We start from the raw sequence: 18,410 nt of genomic DNA, 5'->3' as shown, positions 1-18,410 counted from the left end.
GCGAAGGGGCGGGACAGGGGCGCCCTCACAACCGGTGCGCCGCCCCCGCCGGGCTCGCCCCCCGGGTGTCCAGCAGGAGCTGTGCCTTCACGGCCAGGCCCTGCAAGTCGTATGTCCGGTGGTGCTGGAGGAGCACCGTGAGGTCGGCCGCGGCCGCCGCCTCGTACAGGCAGTCCACCCGCGGCACCGGCCGGTTCATGACGCGCCACTGCGGCACGTACGGGTCGTGGAAGCCGATCTGCGCGCCGAGTTCCATCAGGCGGCAGGCGATCTCGCGGGCGGGGGAGCCCTCCTGGTCGCCGATGTCGGCCTTGTAGCCGACGCCGAGGAGGAGGACGCGGGCGCCGCGGGCGGACTTGCCGTGTTCGTTGAGGAGGGCGGCGCAGCGCTGGGTGATGTAGCGCGGCATGCGGCCGTTGACCTCCTGCGCCAGCTCGACCATGCGGAGCGGGTAGCCGAGGCTGCGGCCTTGGTAGGAGAGGTAGTTGGGGTCGACGGGGGTGCCGTGGCCGCCGACGCCGGGGCCGGGGCGGAATGCCTGGAAGCCGAAGGGTTTGGTCTCGGCGCAGCGGACGACGTCCCAGAGGTCGACGCCGATGTCGTGGCAGAAGACGGCCATCTCGTTGGCGAACGCGATGTTGACGTGCCGGTAGTTGGTCTCCCACATGCGGACGGTCTCGGCCTCGCGGGGCCCGCGGGCGCGGACGATCTTCTCGCAGAAGCGGCCGTAGAAGGCGGCGGCGGCCTCGGTGCAGGCGGGGGTGAGGCCGCCGACGACCTTGGGGACGCGGGCGACGCTCCGGTCCCGGTTGCCGGGGTCGGCGCGGCCGGGGCAGTAGGCGAGGTGGAAGTCGCGGCCGGCGCGCAGGCCGGAGCCCGCTTCCAGCAGGGGGCGTACGACGTCCTCGGTGGCGCCGGGGTGGACCGCGGACTCCAGGAGGACGGTGGTGTGCGGCCGGAGCCGGGCCGCCAGGGCGCGGGCGGCCTCCTCGACGGCCCCGAGGTCCAGCGCCCGGTTCTCGCCGAGCCGGGTGGGGGCGCAGATGACGGCCGTCCGCACCCGGCCGAGTTCGGCGTCCTCCGTCGTGGCGCGGAAGCCGGCGGCGAGCATCCGGCGGAGTTCGGCGGCGGTCAGGGTGCCGCCGTCCTCGGCGGGCGGGCGGCCGGCGCGCAGTTCGGCGACGGTGTGCGGGTCGGGGTCGTAGCCGATGGTGACCAGGGAGGCGGCGGTGGCGGCCTGGGCGAGTGGGAGGCCGAGGTGGCCGAGGCCGATGACGGCGAGATCTGCGGGCATGTGCGAGCGGTCCTTCCCGGTGAGGAGCCGTGGGGTCCTGCGGGCGGGGACGCCGGACCGATCCCCGAATATCGGATGACGTAGGCGATGTCGTAGATCAGGTTAAGGGGATATACGACATATTCCGGGCATTGTCGCGCCGGGTGTCGGCCATGCGTGTCACGGCCGTGGTGGGAAGCGGGTCGAGGGGTCGGTGTGACGGGGGGTGAGTCGGGCCCCCGTGGGTATCCGGCACAGCCGGGTCGCCGGATCTGGTGCAGCATCGGAGGTGGCGCCGGTGGACCGGCCGCAGGACGGATGGACCGGCCGGCGCACGACCGGCGTGCGGATCGGCGTACGGACCCGGTGGTGCCCGGCACGGCGACCGGCGGGCACCCGCAGGGACACGGCACACGCAGCGGACGCGGCAGCGGGAGGCAGCGGTGAGGACAGCGACACTCGGGCCGGCCGAGCGCGGTGAGGCGCTCGCCCGGATGGCGGAACGGGAACTCGACATCCTGGTGGTCGGCGCCGGCGTCGTCGGCGCGGGCACCGCGCTGGACGCCGCCACGCGCGGCCTGACCACCGGGCTCGTCGAGGCCCGGGACTGGGCCGCCGGCACCTCCAGCCGGTCCAGCAAGCTCATCCACGGCGGCCTGCGCTACCTGGAGATGCTCGACTTCGCCCTCGTCCGCGAGGCGCTGAAGGAGCGCGGTCTGCTGCTCCAGCGGCTCGCCCCGCACCTCGTCAAGCCCGTGCCGTTCCTCTACCCCCTCCAGCACCGCGGCTGGGAGCGGCTCTACGCGGGCTCCGGCGTGGCGCTCTACGACGCGATGTCCGTCTCCTCCGGCCACGGCCGCGGGCTGCCCGTCCACCGGCACCTCACCCGCAAGCACGCCCTGCGCGTGGCGCCCTGCCTGCGCAAGGACGCCCTGGTCGGTGCCCTCCAGTACTACGACGCCCAGATGGACGACGCCCGTTACGTCACCACCCTGGTGCGCACCGCCGCCGCGTACGGCGCCGCCGTCGCCAACCGGGCGCGGGTCGTGGGCTTCCTGCGCGAGGGCGAACGGGTCGTCGGGGCGCGGGTGCGCGACCTGGAGCAGGGCGGCGAGTACGAGGTGCGGGCCCGGCAGGTCGTCAACGCGACCGGGGTGTGGACGGACGACACCCAGCAGCTGATCGCCGAGCGCGGGCAGTTCCACGTCCGGGCGTCCAAGGGCATCCACCTCGTGGTCCCCAAGGACCGCATCCACTCCACCACCGGGCTCATCCTGCGCACCGAGAAGAGCGTCCTCTTCGTCATCCCCTGGGGACGCCACTGGATCATCGGCACCACGGACACCGACTGGGACCTCGACAAGGCCCACCCCGCCGCGTCCAGCGCCGACATCGACTACCTGCTGGAACACGTCAACTCGGTGCTCGCCGTCCCCCTGACCCGGGACGACGTGCAAGGCGTCTACGCCGGGCTGCGCCCGCTGCTGGCCGGGGAGTCGGACGCGACGAGCAAGCTCTCCCGTGAGCACACCGTGGCGCACCCCGTGCCGGGGCTGGTCGTGGTGGCGGGCGGCAAGTACACCACCTACCGGGTGATGGCCAAGGACGCGGTGGACGAGGCGGTGCACGGGCTCGCGCAGAAGGTCGCCGACTGCGTCACCGAGGACGTGCCGCTCGCCGGCGCCGAGGGCTACCGGGCGCTGTGGAACGGCCGCGCGCAGCTCGCCCGGCGCACGGGCCTGCACGTCGCCCGGGTCGAGCACCTGCTCAACCGGTACGGCTCGCTGGTCGGCGAGGTCCTCGACCTGGTGACCGCCGACCCGTCCCTCGGGCGGCCGCTCGGCGGCGCCGAGGACTATCTGCGCGCCGAGGTCGTCTACGCCGCCTCCCACGAGGGCGCCCGGCATCTGGACGACGTCCTCACCCGGCGTACCCGGATCTCCATCGAGACCTTCGACCGGGGGACGCGGTGCGCCCGGGAGGCGGCCGAACTGATGGCGCCCGTGCTGGGCTGGGACGCGGAGCAGGTGGAGAAGGAGATCGCGCACTACGAGAAGCGGGTGGAGGCCGAGCGGGAGTCCCAGCTCCAGCCCGACGACCGGACGGCGGACGCGGCGCGGCTGGGGGCGCCGGAGATCCAGCCGCTGGGGTGACGGCGGCGTGAGCGGGCCGGGGCCTCAGCAGAACTCCGCGCTCAGCAGGCGTTCCTCCGCCGCCGGGTCCACGCCCGCGTCCGAGTTGGCCCGGTAGGTGAGGACGTGCCGCCCGTCCGCCGTCCCCATCGTGGCCGCGTACGAGCCGTTGATCTCGCCGTTGTGCCCCCACAGCGTCACTCCGCAGGGGAGGCGCACCGGGAAGAGGCCCATGCCGTACCGGCCGCGCGAGGCGCCCGTGTCGCGCATCAGGCGGAGGGCGCCGGCGGGGAGGAGTTCGCCGCCGAGCAGGGCGGAGAGGAAGCGGTTGAGGTCCGGGAGGGTCGAGACGAGCTCGCCGGCCGCGCCCGCGACCGAGGGGTTGAGGTCGGTGACGTCCGCCGGTCCGCCCCGGGGCGTCGGGGAGTAGGCGCGGCCGTGCGGCTCGGGCAGGGTGACGCGGGTGCCGGGGAGGCTGGTGCCGGTCAGGCCGAGCCGCCGGATGACGCGGCGGCGCACCTCTTCGGCGTAGGAACGGCCCGTCACCTGACGGATGGCCATACCGAGGAGTACGTAGTCGGTGTTCGAGTAGTGGTAGCGGGCGCCGGGCGGGGCGTACGGGCGGTGGCCGAGTGCGGTCCGTACCAATGCCTCGGGCGGGTGCGTCTCGAAACGGTGACCGGCGAACCCCGCGCCGAAGGAGGAGCGGAGCAGCGCCGCGTCGTCCGTATAGGAGAACAGACCGCTGGTATGGGTGAGGAGTTGGCGGATCGTGACGTTCCGTCCGCTTCCCTCCCGGCTTCCCTCCCGGCTCTCCTCCCTGCGCAGCCGAGCCGCCGCCGGGCGCGGCAGCAGCCCGGCGGCCGGGGCGTCCAGCGGCAGCCGGCCCTCGGCCGCGAGTTGCAGGACGACGGTCGCGACGACCGTCTTGGTGATGCTGCCGGCCCGGAAGCGGTCCGTGCGGCGGATGCGCCGCCCGGTGCGCAGGTCCGCGACCCCCGCGGTGGTGAACCGGGAGACACCGTGAGCATCTTGTGACAGCTCGGCGACGCCCGGAACCGGACCTCGTGCAACGATGTCCTGTACAGGGGAGCGGGCAGGGTCGCCATCGCACGCCGTCGTCAGGGCCGTGACGGTGCAGCACAGCGCGGTCATGGCCGCCGTGAGGCGCGAGAAGGCACTGCGCGTCGGCATGCGCTCATCATCCATGGTCGCCCGGACCCTGGCCTTCCTCTGGTCGGCGGATGAGAGACAATGGTCCCTCGGCCGGGGTCGGTTGGTCGCAGAGCTGAATGCCAGAGGGGACGCATGTCGGACGCGGAGCAGACGCAGGGCACGACCGGGCGCCTCCTCGCCGGGCGCTACCGCCTCGGCGACGTGCTCGGCCGGGGCGGCATGGGCACGGTCTGGCGGGCCACCGACGAGACGCTGGGACGCGTCGTCGCCGTCAAGGAGCTGCGCTTCCCCGCCAACATCGACGAGGACGAGAAGCGCCGCCTCATCACCCGTACCCTCCGCGAGGCCAAGGCGATCGCCCGGATCCGCAGCGCCGGCGCCGTCACCGTCTTCGACGTGGTGCACGAGGACGACCGGCCCTGGATCGTCATGGAGCTCATCGAGGGCCGCTCGCTCGCCGACGTCATCCGCGAGGACGGGCCGCTGAAGTGGCGGCGCGCCGCCGAGGTCGGCCTCGCCGTCCTCGACGTGCTGCGCGCGGCGCACCTCCAGGGCATCCTGCACCGCGACGTGAAGCCGTCCAACGTGCTCATCGCCGACGACGGCCGGGTGGTCCTCACCGACTTCGGCATCGCCCAGGTCGAGGGCGACCCCTCCGTCACCTCGACGGGCATGCTCGTCGGCGCGCCCTCGTACATATCCCCGGAGCGGGCGCGCGGCCAGAAGCCCGGCCCGCCGGCCGACCTGTGGTCGCTGGGCGGGCTGCTCTACGCGGCCGTCGAGGGCGCCCCGCCGTACGACAAGGGGTCGGCGATCGCCACCCTGACCGCCGTCATGACCGAGCCGCTGGGCCCGCCGAAGAACGCGGGTCCGCTGGAAGGCGTCATGTACGGGCTGCTCGCCAAGGACCCGCAGAAGCGGCTGGACGAGGCGGGCGCGCGGGCGCTGCTGACGGAGGCCGTCAACGCGCCTGACGAGCGGCTGCCCGCCCGCAACTCCGCCACGGACGCCACGCAGGCCATCGCCGTGCCCAAGGGGCTCGCCGGGCCCGCCGGCGCGAAGGGCGCGGACCGGGCCGGCGGTGCCGGCGGCGGCGAGCGGACCGAGCGGACGGCGCGGCCCGAGCGGCCCGCGTCCGGGAAAGCGGCGCGGAAGCCCGTCGCCGCGTCGGCGTCCGCGGAGCGGTCCGGCGGGGGCTTCGGGTCCAGAGGTTCCTCGGGTGCGCCGGGTTCCAGAGGGGGTCAGGGGAACGGCGAGACGTCCGGCAGTGCCTTCCGGCCGCTGCGCGACGCGACGCCGTCCGGCTCCGCGGCCGCGGCCCGCACCGAGCCGGAGCCGATGGGCGGCGCCTACACCGAGACATTGGTGCGGATGCGTCCCCCGGTGCAGAAGCGTGTGCTGCTTCTCGTGGTGGCGGTGGTCGTCCTGGCGGTCATCGGGACGGTCATCGCCCTCGTCGTACAGAAGTAGGGCGTACAGGAGCAGGGAGCCAGGGGACCCGTCTCGCCGCCGGGATGAACGGCGGGCCGGGGCGGGAAGCTCCGGACCGGTGGGCGGTGTTGTGTACGGAGTCCGAACGGCCGGATGTGCACCTTGTGTTCGGTGGGGTTCATCAGGTCCGACGATCTGAGCGGTACGCCCCCGCCGTGGCGCGTTCGGCACGTATCGTGAAGGGCCGGGGACGGAACGCAGCCGCGCGGCACCGCCAAGTGCCCGTCGGTGGCGGCCCGATCGGGCGTCGGGTGCAGGGATCGCGCGCTTTGGGGAGGCGTCGTGGACGACTATGCGGGCCGGGTGCTCGCCGACCGGTATCGCCTTCCGCTGCCTCCGTCCGACGCGTTCGAGCTCGTCGAGACGCGCGCGTTCGACACGTACAGCGGCCAGGAGGTGCTGGTCCGGCAGATCCCGCTGCCGGAGGTGGTCGACGCGGAACTCGTCGAGGGCGGGCCCGGGGCGCCCGCGCCCGGCCGCGCGGGCGGGCCCGGCCGGCAGCCGGGCCGGACGGTCGCCGGTGCCTCCGACCCGGCGGTGCGCCGCGCGCTGGACGCCGCGACAGCCGCCGCCCGGATCCCCGACCACCCCCGCCTCGACCAGGTCTTCCACGTCTTCGCCGAGGCGGGCAGCCTCTGGATCGTCAGCGAACTGGTCCCCGCCCGCCCGCTCGCCGCCGTGCTCGCGGAGCGCACCCTCTCCCCGCACCGGGCGGCGGAGGTCGCCGCGGACGTGCTCACGGCCCTCCGCGCCCTGCACGCCCAGGGCTGGACCCACCGGAACATCACCACCCGCACGGTCCTCGTCTGCGAGGACGGCCGGGCCATCCTGACCGGCCTGGCGGCGGGCGCGGCCGAAGAAGCGCTCTGCGGCTACGACCCGGTGCCGGCGGGCGCCGGGACGAGTGCGGGTGTGGGCGTGGGCTCGGGTGCCGGAGGCGGAACGGGCGGTACGGGGGCGGGGGGTGCGGGTCCGGCGGCCGACGGTGCGGGGGCGCAGGCCGGTGGTACGCGAGCGGGCGGCGGGTCCGCGGGAGGCGGGCGTTCCGGTGACGGACACCCTGGTGACGGTCGGCCCGGTGACGGACGCCCCGGTGACGGTCGGCCCGCCCCGCATAGCGCCCGGCGTGGGCCGCGCGCCGACGCCATCGCCGCCTACCGGGCCGGCACCCTCGCCGCCGCCCGCGCCGGACGCCCCCCGACGAGCGCTTCCACCTGGGGCGGCGGCAGCGCCGCCAGCGGCACCGCCCCGGCCCCCGGCACCGCCGCGCCCTGGAGCGCCGACGCGCTGGTGGGCGGCGCCGCCCCGGAGCCCGCCGCGCGCACCGAAGGGGAGACGGGACGCCCGTCGTCCGCCGACGCCCCGGCCCCCGCCTCGTGGGGGAAGACCGCCGACTCCGCCGGGGCGCTCGCCGCCGAGCGGGCCCGGCAGGCGCGGATGCTCGTCGTGGGCCCGGTCACCGAGCGCTGGGCGCCCGAACAGGCGTGGCCGGTACGGGAGGACTGGCAGTTGGCGCCGCCCGTCGGCCCGGCGGCCGACCTCTGGGCGCTGGGCGCCCTGCTGTTCCGCGCGGTGCAGGGCCACGCGCCGTACCCCGAGGAGAGCGCCGCCGAACTCGTCCGGATCGTCTGCTCCGAACCCCCGGCCTACGCCGAGGAGTGCGGCGCCTTGCGCCCGGTCGTCGAGTCCCTGATGCGCAAGGACCCCGAGGAGCGGCCGGACTTCGAGGAGCTGCGCGGCTGGCTGCGGTCCCTGATCCGGTCCGCCCCCGAGCCGGACGTCGGCAGCCGAACGGTCACCGTGCCGCCGCCCGCGCCCGGCGATCCGGCGGCGGTGCCGGCCGCCAAGGGCGGCGCCCGGCTGCCGATCGTCCGCCGCCGCGGCGAACTGGTGCGGCGCCGCCGGGGCCGTGGGGCCGCCGCCGGGCCCGCGGCGCACGGCCGGCACAAGCGGGCCGACCGCGGCAGACCACCGGTGCCGGGCGGCGTCGCCGCCACCGGACACCTCCAGGAGCAGCACGTCTACGCGGCCCCGCCCGCCCACCGGCTGGGCCGGCTCCTGCTGGGCGCCGTCCTGCTGCTGCTCATCGGCGCGGTGCTGTACGCGCTGCTGTTCATGCCGCGCGCCTCGGAGAGCGCGGGCGCCGGGCAGACGCGGCGGACCGCCGACGCGCTGAGCGCGGCGCCGGGCGCCGGCGGCGCGGTCGGCCGCTCGGGCGCGCCCCGGGAGGAGGAGGCGACCGCCGAAACCGGCGGCGCGGCCAAGGGCTTCACGCTGCGCCGCGACCCCAAGGGGTTCACGGTCGCCGTGGCCCGGGAATGGCGGCGCCGGGGGGACAACGAGCGCGGCCAGGTCGTCTACGCGGACGGGGACTTCGAGCTCATCGTGGTGCCGGGCCGGGACAAGGTGTCCGAGTTCGGGGCGGATCCGATGGCCTACCAGCAGGAGAAGGAGCCGGAGCTGGCCGCCTTCCGGTCGTCCTCCTGGTCCGCCTCCTCCGGGCTGCGGCGCGTGGACGTGGGCCGGACGGCCGGCGCCGAGGGCACGTTCAACTGGAACGACGCCAGCGGGCGCCAGGTGTACGTCCGCAACTCGGCGATCATCCTCGACGGGCGCTACCACGTCATCCAGGTGCTGGGACCGATGGACGGACAGCGCTCGGTGGACGGCTTCTTCGACCAGGCGACCGCCACGTACCGCGCCGGCTCGACCTGACGTCTCGTCACCGTCGGTGCGTAGGCCGGTATTTCCGCGTTCGGTCGAGTGGCGGGTGTGGGAAGCCCGCGGTGCCGGGCGCGGATGGCGGGGAATCGAACGCCGGGCCGCGGTGATCCGGCTTGGCGGAAGGCGCCGTCCCGTTCGGAAGGGCCTGTCGGCCGAACACGGGTGGTAACGGTCCGGAAATTCGCTCGGGCGAAATTCTGAGCGACGGAAATGCACACCGTAATCGGGAACGGGAAATGCCCGGGTGACGCCTTCGGAATGATCACGCTGTGTTGATATCGAGTTGTGTTCTCCATGGAACTCGTCACGCATCGGAGTAGGGTTCGCCTCGGGTACTCTCCCTGGAATGTCCCGTGCTCGTATCGGCATGGAGGTCGCGATTCCCCCGTGTTCGAGTTCACGCAGCGTGCTTCGCACAGCGTGTGGCGCAGATACTCCTTTGCGCCGGAATATCCCTGAAGTGGTTGTTGGGGTAACTGTGGGTCAACCATGCTGTACGGGAGGGGAGTCGCGCTGCGTGATCCCCTGGAGACGCGAGGCGTTGTGTCCGCCGGTTCGGATGGTGTGAGCGGTGCAGGTGCTTCAAATGCAGATGGAGGTCGGGGTCGACCCCGCGGAGGTGGGGCGGGCCCGGAGATGGGCGCGGTCGCGGCTGGCGGGGTCCGGGATAGGGCTCGACGAGCCGCTGGCCGAGACGTTGATCCTGCTGATCTCCGAGCTGGTGACCAACGCCGTGGTGCACACCGGCTGTCCGGCCGTGCTGCGGATGTTCTTCCCGGGGGCGCCGGGGGTGGCGGGGGCGTCGGGGGTCCCGGCCGTCGCGGGTCCGGTGGCGGGGGGCTGCGGCACGGTCCGCGTCGAGGTCGCGGACATCAGTGCCCGGCCGCCGCGCCGGCGGTGCGCCAGGGGTGACGAGACGGGCGGCCGGGGCCTGGAGCTGGTGGACGGTCTGGCCGACCGCTGGGGCTGGCAGCAGGAGGGCTCGGGCAAGCGCATCTGGTGCGAGATCGACCGGGGGCCCGCCCCGGCGCGGACGCTGCCCCGCTGGAACGGTGCTTTCGAGCCACAACACGCCCTTACAAATGGGGCGTAGGAGGCAAAGTCCAGACCAGGTGTTGACGGGAAGTGTTCACCTGATCACCCTTGGATGAAGCGATTCGTTGCGAGGGGACGTCGAGACGCCCAGGTGACCCCGGACGACTTGGCGAGTACGGGTCGCGGTCCGGCGCGACGGCAGGGCTCAGGCGCCGGAGCTGGGCGGCGGCGGCGTGCGGTGCCGTGCTCGGGGTGCGCATCGAGGCGCCGCCGCCGGCTCGTCTTCACGGATGGCCCGTATCCGCCCGTCGAAACCTCCAGAGGCTCAGGGGTTTTGGAGTGAGGCGCGTCACAGATTCGGGGTCGCTGCCGTCCGAGTGAGGGGTCGGCGCGGTCCTTCCCGGTGGAACGGTTTCCCGGTCGCCCAGGGTGAGGCGCCCGGCGGGGCTCGGGCCGGCACTCGGAGCAAAACGGGCATTTCGCGGTATCGACCCTGTGCCAGGGAACCTCTTGGCCTCTGAGGGAATCATTCTTGGAGAGAGGGGCGGATATGACACAGCAAGCTGAGCCGGGCGCGATACCGGACGAGGCGCCGGCGACCGCACCCGACGACTCCGCCGACGCGGACGACGCCGGGGGCTCGGAGCGCTTCGGCGGCCCGGAGCGCGAGGAGCGGAAGGAGCCGTCCGGCCGGTCGCGCGCGCCCCGCCACCAGGACGGATTCGGCGCCGCGTTCTGCGCGTCGATGGCCGCGCTCTGCGCCGAGGTCGTCGTCGCGGCCAGCGTCGGTGTGCTCGTCCTGCTGTCGCGGGAACACCAGGGGCTGCCCACCGCCCCCGCCCTCGCCGTCGGCGTGGCGCTCGGCGCGCTGCTGCTCGTCGTGCTGCTCAGCGGGTTCGTCACGGCGGCGGCCGTGATGCCGGCGCTGGAGCTCTCCCGCCGCGCCGCCGCGCGCGCCGGGCGGCCCGAGGGCCGGTGGTGGACGGTCGGCGCGGTGCCGGCGGTGGCCGCCGCGCTGGTGATCGTCTTCGGTGCCGTGGCGGCGCTCGGCGCCCTCGCGCCCGCCCACCCCCTCAAGTACCTGATCTGGTGGGGCGCGCTCACCGTCGGCCTGCTGCCGCCCGCCCTCGCGGCGCGGCGCGCCGCCCGCCGGGTGCGGGAGGACCGCCCCGGGAGCGTGGCCCGGCGGGTGGCCAGGGACGGCGTCCTCGCCTGGCTGCTCGTCGGCGCGATCGGCGCGACCGCGTACGGGACCGGGCTCGCCACCGTCTACCAGCCGCCGAAGCTGCACCGCTCCGACATCGCCGGCGTCTGGAACGACGGCCGGGGCGGCACCGTCCGGCTGATGGAGGACGGCAGCGCGGTCGCCGACGGACTCGACACGTTCGACTGGGACGGCATGGGCCACGACCGGATCCAGGACTGCAACGGCTCCGGAAGCTGGACCCCGGTCAAGGAGAGCGGGGCGGTCGTCGGGGTCGGGCTGAGGATCGACGCCTGTGGGCGGTACGAGAAGAACTGGAGCGTCGGCGGTACGGCGAAGGAGCCGCGGATCTTCCACGAGATCGGCAAGCAGGGGTCGGGCAAGCGCTACATGCTGAAGAAGATGCACGGGTCCAAGGGCTGAGCCGCCGCGCCGGCCGCGGCCGGGTCTCGGACGTCTGAACGGCTGGTCGCCGGGGGGCGGGTGTGCGATCGGCTGGTCGCTGGGGTCGGACGTGCGATCGGTGGGTCACCGGCCTCCGACGCGCGAACGGTGAGCCGCCGGGCCCGGACGTACGAACGGCGGGTCACCGGCCCCCGGACGTACGAACGGCGGGTCACCGGCCCCCGGACGCGCGAACGGCGGGTCACCGGGCGGGCTGGCCGCGCCCCGGTGACCCGCCGCCGTTGCTGACAGGACGGGTGTGTGCCGTGCGGTTACCGCGCGGGCTTCTTGCCGGTGATGCCCAGGTGCACCAGGAGCGTCAGGTTGGGCTTGAGGTCCGCTTGCTTGACGCCCCAGCCCTGGAAGCCCTTCTGGTGGGAGGCGACCCCCGCCAGCATCACGACCAGCGAGCCGGCCACGGCGGCGGCGCTGACGTCCTTGTCCACCTTGTTCTTGGCCTGGAGCTCCTTCACGGATTCCGTGAGGGAGTCGGTCACGGCGTTGAGGATCCGCATGCGGATCTTGGCGAACCGCTTGTCCCCCTCGGCCGCGCCCAGGTCGATCACGCGCAGGATCGCGTCGTTCCGCCGCCAGAAGGCGAGGAATCCGTCCACCAATTCCTCGGCGGCCTGCCGGCCCGCCTTGCCCACCCAGGAACGGCCGGCCACGAGTTCCCTGAGGCTCGTCCCTTCCCGCGCCACTTCCTCGGCGAGTTCCAGAACGGCGCCCTCGACGTCCGGGAAGTACTGGTAGAAGGTCGCGGGCGAGGTGCCGGCCCGCCGGGCGACGTCGATGACCTTGACGTCGCGGTAGGGGGAGGAGCTGAGCATTTCACCGAGGCAGTCGAGCAGCTTCTGTCGCGTCGCCTGACCTCGGCGGCCGGCCACCCGGCCGTCGACGGTGCGTACTTGTCCTGTCATGCCGTCAGCTTACCGAGGGGTGATCGGAGCGCGATTCGGTCGCATGCAAATGGGGGCGGGGGTGTGAATAGGGGTGGATAAGCAGGTCAGAGGTGTTTCGGGGGACCGAATTCCGGGCGCTCGCGGATTGGCCCGTACCGGTGAATTGTCTTATCGACAAGTCGTGGATCCGGCCGCCCGGCGGGGTCGGCGGGGGCGGGAGCGGGAGGCCGAGGCGGGGCGGTGCCGAGGGCGGCGCCGGGGCCGTACGGGCTCGTCCGACGGCTCGACGGGCCCCGCTGGTCCGTACGGGGGGCGGGGGTGGGGCTCGTCGCGGTGCGGGGCGGGGCGCGGGCCGTGCTCGTCGGGGCCCGGGGGAGGCGCGTCCGCCGTGCGCGCTCCGTCGGCGGCCGCGCGGGACCGGGCGTCCGTCGCTACCGTGGCCGGTGCGACACCTCGCGCGGCCGGCCGGTCCGCGCGGGCCGGACCGGTGCGGTGCGCAAGGAAGGGAGCGGGCGCCATGGGCGCAGCGACGGACGGAGCCCCGCGGACCACGCCGTGCTGGGCGGACGTGACCCTGCCCGACGTCGAGGCGGGCAAGCGCTTCTACGGCGGGCTCTTCGGCTGGACCTTCGAGAACGGTGATCCGGAGGCGGGCCCGTACGCCCGGGCCCTGCACGAGGGCGCGGAGGTCGCGGCGCTCGCGCCCAAGCCGGACGGGCGGATGCCCACGGCCTGGTGCGTCTACTTCTCCTCGCCCGACGCCGAGGCCACCGCCGAGCGGATCCGGGCGGAGGGCGGACAGGTCGTCACCGGACCGGCCCAGGTAGGCGGGTACGGCACGCTGCTGCTCGCCGCGGACCCGGGCGGGGCCGTGTTCGGCGTCTGGCAGGCCGCCGCGCACCGGGGGTTCGGCAAGCGCGGCACCCCCGGCGCGTACGGCTGGGCGGAGGTGTACACGCGGGAGCCGGTGGCCGTCGACGCCTTCTACGAACGGGTCTTCGGCCTGACGGCGCACGACCTGGGAAAGCCGGACGAGGCGGGGGAGCAGGGGGAGCCGACGGAGTCGGGGCAGGGCGGCGGTTTCGACTACGCCGTCTGGACGCCCGCCGGGGAGCCGCTCGCGCCGGAGAACGCGGTCGGCGGGCGGGCCGTCATGGACGAGGCGTCCTTCCCGGCGGCGATGCCCGCCCACTTCCTCGTCTACTTCGTCGTCGCCGACTGCGACGAGGCGTGCCGCGCGGCCCGGCGGCTGGGCGGCCGGATCCGGCGCGAGGCGCGGGACTCGGCGTACGGGCGGTTCGCGGTGCTGACCGACGATCAGGGGGCGGACTTCGCCGTCGTCGATCCGGCGCGGGCGGTGGAGGGTTGAGGGGCCGGGGGCCCGAGGGGCCGGGCGCGGCCGTGAGCCGCCCTGAACGCCTGGTGCTCCTGCGCGTGGAGAGGCGGCACAGCCCACTGTGACGGCTGGGAAAGGCCGGTAGTGCGGGGGCGGAACTTCCGCTTTCGGCATGGACACGCCGAAGCACGACCCGGGTTCGCAACCACCGCCCGGGCCAGGGAGAATCAGGGGGCGTACCCCGGGATAATTCGCGGTGAGACGCTGCACGGGGCCGGAACAATCCTTTCGAGCCCCCACGGGGAGGTGGCAGGCCAGTTGGAGCAGCTCACACAGCACGACCCGAGACGGATCGGCCCGTTCGAGGTGCTCGGCCGGCTCGGGGCCGGCGGCATGGGACTGGTCTATCTCGCCCGCTCGGCGTCGGGCCGACGGGTCGCGATCAAGACGGTCCGTACGGAACTGGCCGAGGACCAGCTCTTCCGCGTCCGCTTCACCCGTGAGGTGGAAGCGGCCCGGGCGGTCAGCGGCTTCTACACGGCAGCCGTCGTCGACGCCGACCCGCGGGCCGCCGTGCCCTGGCTGGCCACCGCGTACGTCCCCGCGCCCTCCCTCGAAGAGATCATCAACGAGTGCGGGCCGCTCCCGGCCCAGGCGGTGCGCTGGCTCGCGGCCGGCATCGCCGAGGCGCTCCAGTCGATCCACGGCGCCGGGCTCGTCCACCGCGACCTCAAGCCGTCGAACGTGCTGGTGGTCGAGGACGGACCGCGCGTCATCGACTTCGGCATCGCCTCCGGCGTCTCCAACACCCGGCTGACCATGACCAACGTGGCCGTCGGCACGCCCGCGTACATGTCCCCCGAGCAGGCCAGGGACTCCCGCAGCGTCACCGGCGCCAGCGACGTCTTCTCGCTCGGCTCCACCCTCGTCTTCGCCGCCACCGGCCACGCGCCCTTCCACGGCGCCAACCCGGTCGAGACCGTCTTCATGCTGCTGCGCGAGGGCCCGGACCTCTCCGGCCTGCCCGACGAGCTGCGCCCGCTCATCGACTCCTGTATGCAGATGGCGGCCGAGCACCGGCCCAGCCCGGCCGACCTCCAGGCCCAGCTCGGCCCGCACCTCTTCGCCTCCGGCGGGGGCGACGACAGCGGCACGGCGTCCGCCTGGCTGCCGCCCGACGCCGTCTCGCTCATCGAGCGGCGCCGGGCCGGGCAGCGGCCCGCCGCGGCCCCCGCCCGGGGCCGTTCCGGCCGCTCCGCCGTCCCGCCGCCCCCGGCCCGGCCGCCGGCCGAGCCCCCGTACGACCCCTCCCGCGCCGCCCAGCCGCCGAGCTGGAGCGACGCCCGGGCGACGGGGCCGCACCACGGGCGGCCCGCCGGGGCGCCCGACCCGCGCGGGGCGTCGGCCGTGGCCTCCGCCCCGGCTCCCGTCCCCGCGCCCGTTTCCGCTCCCGTTTCCGCTCCGGGACAGGGCCGGCACGCCGCCGCGCCCGCGCCCGCCTACGCGGACGACGGTTCCGTGCGGCTCTCCGGCGCGCAGCTGCCGATCGGCCCCGGGCCGCGCGTCGCCGACGCCCGCGAGCCGTACGCGCCCTCGGCGGCCGGCACCGCCACCGGCTGGGTCCGCCCGCCCGGCGGCACCGCGGCCCCCGCGGCGCCCGATCCCGTCGCCAACGCGACGGTGGACCCGGCCCGTTGGCGGCCGTGGCGGTTCCGCATGTCCAACGACGTCTGGGGCACGCCCGTCGTCGCCGGCGACCTGGTGTACGTCACCTCCTTCGAGGTGCACGCGCTCGATGTGGCCAGTGGGCGGCGGCAGTTCAAGACGCGGGACGTCGCCTGGGCCATGGCCGTGGCGGACGGCCGCATACACGCCTCCGACGGCCCGACGCTGTACGCCCTCGACGCGGCGGACGGCGGCGAGCGCTGGCGGCTGTCCACCGACGGCTGGGTGTACTCGCTCGGCGTGGACCGCGGCACGGTCGTCACCGGCACCCGCGGCGGCGGCGCCCAGGCGTGGGAGGCGGCCACCGGCGAACTCCTCTGGGAGACCTCCGGCCTCCAGACCGACTTCGAGACCCCCGACTGCGGCCCGGTCGTCCAGGACGGCACCGTCTTCGTCTGGGCCGACGCCCGGCTGCGCGCCCTCGACGCCCGCTCCGGCACCGAGCGCTGGAGCTACCCCGTCGGCGACACCGGCTCCTGCGGCGGCGTCCCCGTCCGGCTGCACGCCGCGCCCGACGGCGTCGTCTACGTCGCCGCCGGCACCCGCCTGCTCGCCATCGACACCGCCCGCGGCGACGTCCGCTGGCGCTTCGAGGCCCCCGCGGTCTTCCTCAGCCCGCCCGCCGTCGGCAACGGCGGCGTCTACGCGGCCGACTACCTCGGCACCGTCTACGCCCTCGACGCCGCCGGCGGCCAGGAGCGCTGGCGCATCGCCACCGAGGCCCGCCAGTCCAGCGAGCCCGTCCTCGTCTCCAACGGCCTGGTCCACCTCGGCAGCGGCGGCGCCCTCTACACCCTCGACGCCGTCACCGGCACCCCCCGCTGGCGCTTCGCCGCCGGCGGCGACATCGTCGGCTCCCCCGTCGTCGCCGACGGCCGCGTCCACTTCGGCTCCGCCGACCACTGCCTCTATGCCCTCGACGCCACCGGCGGCCAACTCCGCTGGAAACTCGCCACCGGCGGCGAGATCACCGGCACCCCCCTGGCCGCGGGCGGCGTGGTCTACGCCTGCAGCAAGGACCGCTGCGTCTACGCCCTGGACGCGGCGAAGGGGACGGGGCAGGCGCGGCGGTGAGCTGAGCGCCGGGCCCTGGGGGCCGCGGAACGAGGAGGGGCCCACCGCGTACACGCGGCGGGCCCCTCCGTCATGCGTCCTCGGGGGACGGGTGGGGGTCAGTCCGAGTGGCCGCCGGTGACGACGGTGCTGTGGTCGTCGTTGGTGCCGGTGACGACGGTGCTGTGGTCGTCGTTGGTGCCGGTCACGACCGTGCTGTGATCGTCGTTCGTCCCGGTGACGACCGTGCTGTGGTCGTCGAACGGGGCGGCGGCGACGCCCGGCTTGGCGCCGATGACGGTGCTGTGGTCGTCCGCGAGCGCCGAGCCCGTGCCGAGGACCGCGGCGGCTCCGGCGATCGCGACGACGGCGAGGGCCTTCTTCGTCCGGCTGAGGCTGCCGTGTGACATGAGTGTCTCCCGGTGCTTGTGTGACTTCTGTTATCAGAGGTGTTACTGGTGCGGTGAGTGTAAGCAGAGAGGTGACGCGAAAGCGAGGCTCCGAGCCACCAACCAAGCGGTATGCAGGACGAGTTGGGCGCACCTGTGGCGATCGGTCTCCTTATGCGGCGCGGCGATCGCGCGCGTGGCCGAGGCCGTGACCGCGCTCGGGCGTCCGTGGTTCATCGGTCCACTGGAAACCCTCCGAACGAGGGCACCGGACAAGGCCGATGTCAGAGCCGCCTCCGAGAATGGAGGTACTGGTCAGCAAGGACGGACCGGTCTCCCTGACCGTCAACGTACCCGCTTGTCTCGTCGACAGGTGCGTTCGGCATGGGCGGCCACCGGCGCGGCGACGTCGCGCCGGGTCCGGCGGCTTCGACGAATCGGGGGTGACGCGATGCGGGGTGGCGGAGTGCGGCCTTGCGGGGTGGACGGCCGGGGGCGGCGGGGGTTCGGCGGGGATGACCACGCGGGGCTGGGCCCGGGTGGCGCGGACGGATGGGCGGTGTGAACGGCGATTGCCCGACGGGGACGGCGCCGCCGTGCCCGCGGAGCGGAGTGTCCGCAGGGCGGCGGGCGGTGTCATCGGTCGTGAATCGGTGCCAGAACGCCGATGGGCGACCCTCCTGACACACAGAGGGTCGCCCGGGGGAACGGCCGAACGGTCAGCCGACGGGGTGCTCGTCGATGCTTGCGGGCGTGGCGCCGGAGTGGTCGTCCGCGGCCGCCCCGCCGGACTGGGCCACCGTCGGCCAGCTGCCGCCGTGGTCGTCCGCCGCGGCCGGCAGCGTTCCGAGGGCGGCCGCGGCGCCGGCTATCGCGAACGCGGCCAGCAGTCTGCGGGTGCGGTGGGCTGTGGCGCGAGCCATGGGTGACTCCTCTTGCTCGTGTCGATTACCTGGGATCTGTACTGCGCGGCCCTTGGCTGGTCGCTTCGGGCCGGTGGAACGGGAGCCGCCGCGAACGACGGGGAGCCGGCACCGACGGCTCCCCCTCCGTGTCGTCGATGCCGGCTCTCGGCGGCCGCCATGCGTCCGGAGCCCCCGTTCCCCGTGCGCTGGTACCCCCTGGCCGACGAGCCCCGCGGGTGGCGGCCATTCCGTGCGATGCCGCCCGAGGAGGCCGTCCGGTCGGTGCCCCGGCCGGACGGCCGGTTCATCAGACCGGCTCGGAACCGGCGTGGTCGTCGAGAACCACCGCCGGTACACTGCCGGCGCCCTTGGCGTTGGGCTTGCTCGGCTGTGCCGCGAGGCCGGTCGTGCTGCCCGCGTGGTCGTCTTGTGGTGTGGGCAGAGTGGGTTTGAGCTTCTTGTCCTCGCTCATGTCGTTCAACTCCGTTACTGAGTGCGAGTCGTGCGGTACAACGGGGATGCAGAACCCGCCCGGCGACTCCCCCGAAGACCGCCGGACGGGTTGACAGGACCCTGAACCGTCCTGTTGGTGAGGCCACACCCACGACCCGCCTGCCCCCC

The 18,410-nt window shown here is 74.5% G+C and carries 12 protein-coding genes and 1 pseudogene; 7 read left to right on the top strand and 6 right to left on the bottom strand.

All coding sequences use genetic code 11. The annotated features are described in order from the left end of the window. Nucleotides 1-25: 25 nt before the first annotated feature. Nucleotides 26-1,294, bottom strand: coding sequence for a nucleotide sugar dehydrogenase (locus tag J7W19_RS13540; protein ID WP_004954665.1), 1,269 nt, complete (start codon nt 1,292-1,294; stop codon nt 26-28). Between the two features lie 422 nt (nt 1,295-1,716). On the opposite strand from J7W19_RS13540, the gene J7W19_RS13535 reads away from it, so the two are divergent. Then, entirely contained in the window at nt 1,717-3,426 is a 1,710-nt protein-coding gene (locus J7W19_RS13535) for a glycerol-3-phosphate dehydrogenase/oxidase (RefSeq protein WP_004954671.1), read from the top strand. Nucleotides 3,427-3,450: 24 nt separating this feature from the next. Here J7W19_RS13535 and J7W19_RS13530 read toward each other — a convergent pair whose 3' ends face one another. Continuing rightward, the gene (locus tag J7W19_RS13530) at nt 3,451-4,599 is read right to left on the bottom strand and encodes a serine hydrolase domain-containing protein (protein ID WP_004954676.1); all 1,149 of its coding nucleotides are present in this window, start codon (nt 4,597-4,599) and stop codon (nt 3,451-3,453) included. Nucleotides 4,600-4,713: 114 nt separating this feature from the next. Here J7W19_RS13530 and J7W19_RS13525 point away from each other — a divergent pair. The 4 genes and pseudogenes from J7W19_RS13525 to J7W19_RS13510 all read left to right on the top strand — a co-directional run. Beyond that, nucleotides 4,714-6,042, top strand: a pseudogene (locus tag J7W19_RS13525) (serine/threonine-protein kinase); the annotation flags it as partial. Nucleotides 6,043-6,354: 312 nt separating this feature from the next. Then, on the top strand, nt 6,355-8,787 hold the full coding sequence (locus J7W19_RS13520) for a protein kinase (protein ID WP_004954682.1): 2,433 nt from the start codon (nt 6,355-6,357) through the stop codon (nt 8,785-8,787). 580 nt (nt 8,788-9,367) lie between these two features. Beyond that, a complete protein-coding gene (locus J7W19_RS13515) occupies nt 9,368-9,889 on the top strand; it encodes an ATP-binding protein (RefSeq protein WP_004954685.1) in 522 nt (173 codons plus the stop codon). A gap of 492 nt (nt 9,890-10,381) precedes the next feature. Next, the gene (locus J7W19_RS13510; protein ID WP_004954689.1) at nt 10,382-11,458 is read left to right on the top strand and encodes a hypothetical protein; all 1,077 of its coding nucleotides are present in this window, start codon (nt 10,382-10,384) and stop codon (nt 11,456-11,458) included. 293 nt (nt 11,459-11,751) lie between these two features. Here J7W19_RS13510 and J7W19_RS13505 read toward each other — a convergent pair whose 3' ends face one another. Further along, nucleotides 11,752-12,399, bottom strand: coding sequence for a TetR family transcriptional regulator (locus J7W19_RS13505; protein ID WP_004956219.1), 648 nt, complete (start codon nt 12,397-12,399; stop codon nt 11,752-11,754). 499 nt (nt 12,400-12,898) lie between these two features. Between J7W19_RS13505 and J7W19_RS13500 the strand changes: the two genes are divergently transcribed. Together J7W19_RS13500 and J7W19_RS13495 are read left to right on the top strand one after the other, a co-directional pair. Beyond that, the gene (locus tag J7W19_RS13500; RefSeq protein ID WP_004956222.1) at nt 12,899-13,750 is read left to right on the top strand and encodes a VOC family protein; all 852 of its coding nucleotides are present in this window, start codon (nt 12,899-12,901) and stop codon (nt 13,748-13,750) included. Nucleotides 13,751-14,035: 285 nt separating this feature from the next. Then, nucleotides 14,036-16,516 (top strand): outer membrane protein assembly factor BamB family protein, encoded by a 2,481-nt coding sequence (locus J7W19_RS13495; RefSeq protein ID WP_210455334.1) that lies wholly within the window; start codon nt 14,036-14,038, stop codon nt 16,514-16,516. Between the two features lie 98 nt (nt 16,517-16,614). On the opposite strand, the gene J7W19_RS13490 is transcribed toward J7W19_RS13495, so the two are convergent. From J7W19_RS13490 to J7W19_RS13480, 3 genes are all read right to left on the bottom strand, one after another. Next, nucleotides 16,615-16,905, bottom strand: a complete 291-nt coding sequence (locus tag J7W19_RS13490) for a hypothetical protein (protein WP_004955814.1) — start codon at nt 16,903-16,905, stop codon at nt 16,615-16,617. Nucleotides 16,906-17,603: 698 nt separating this feature from the next. After that, on the bottom strand, nt 17,604-17,807 hold the full coding sequence (locus tag J7W19_RS13485; RefSeq protein WP_004955816.1) for a hypothetical protein: 204 nt from the start codon (nt 17,805-17,807) through the stop codon (nt 17,604-17,606). Nucleotides 17,808-18,096: 289 nt separating this feature from the next. After that, complete coding sequence (locus tag J7W19_RS13480; protein WP_154080486.1) at nt 18,097-18,261, bottom strand: hypothetical protein; 165 nt, start codon at nt 18,259-18,261, stop codon at nt 18,097-18,099. Nucleotides 18,262-18,410: the final 149 nt, after the last annotated feature.

The sequence above is a fragment of the Streptomyces mobaraensis NBRC 13819 = DSM 40847 genome, from assembly GCF_017916255.1.
GTDB classification, from domain to species: domain Bacteria; phylum Actinomycetota; class Actinomycetes; order Streptomycetales; family Streptomycetaceae; genus Streptomyces; species Streptomyces mobaraensis.
This window is presented reverse-complemented; position numbering and strand designations above follow the sequence as displayed.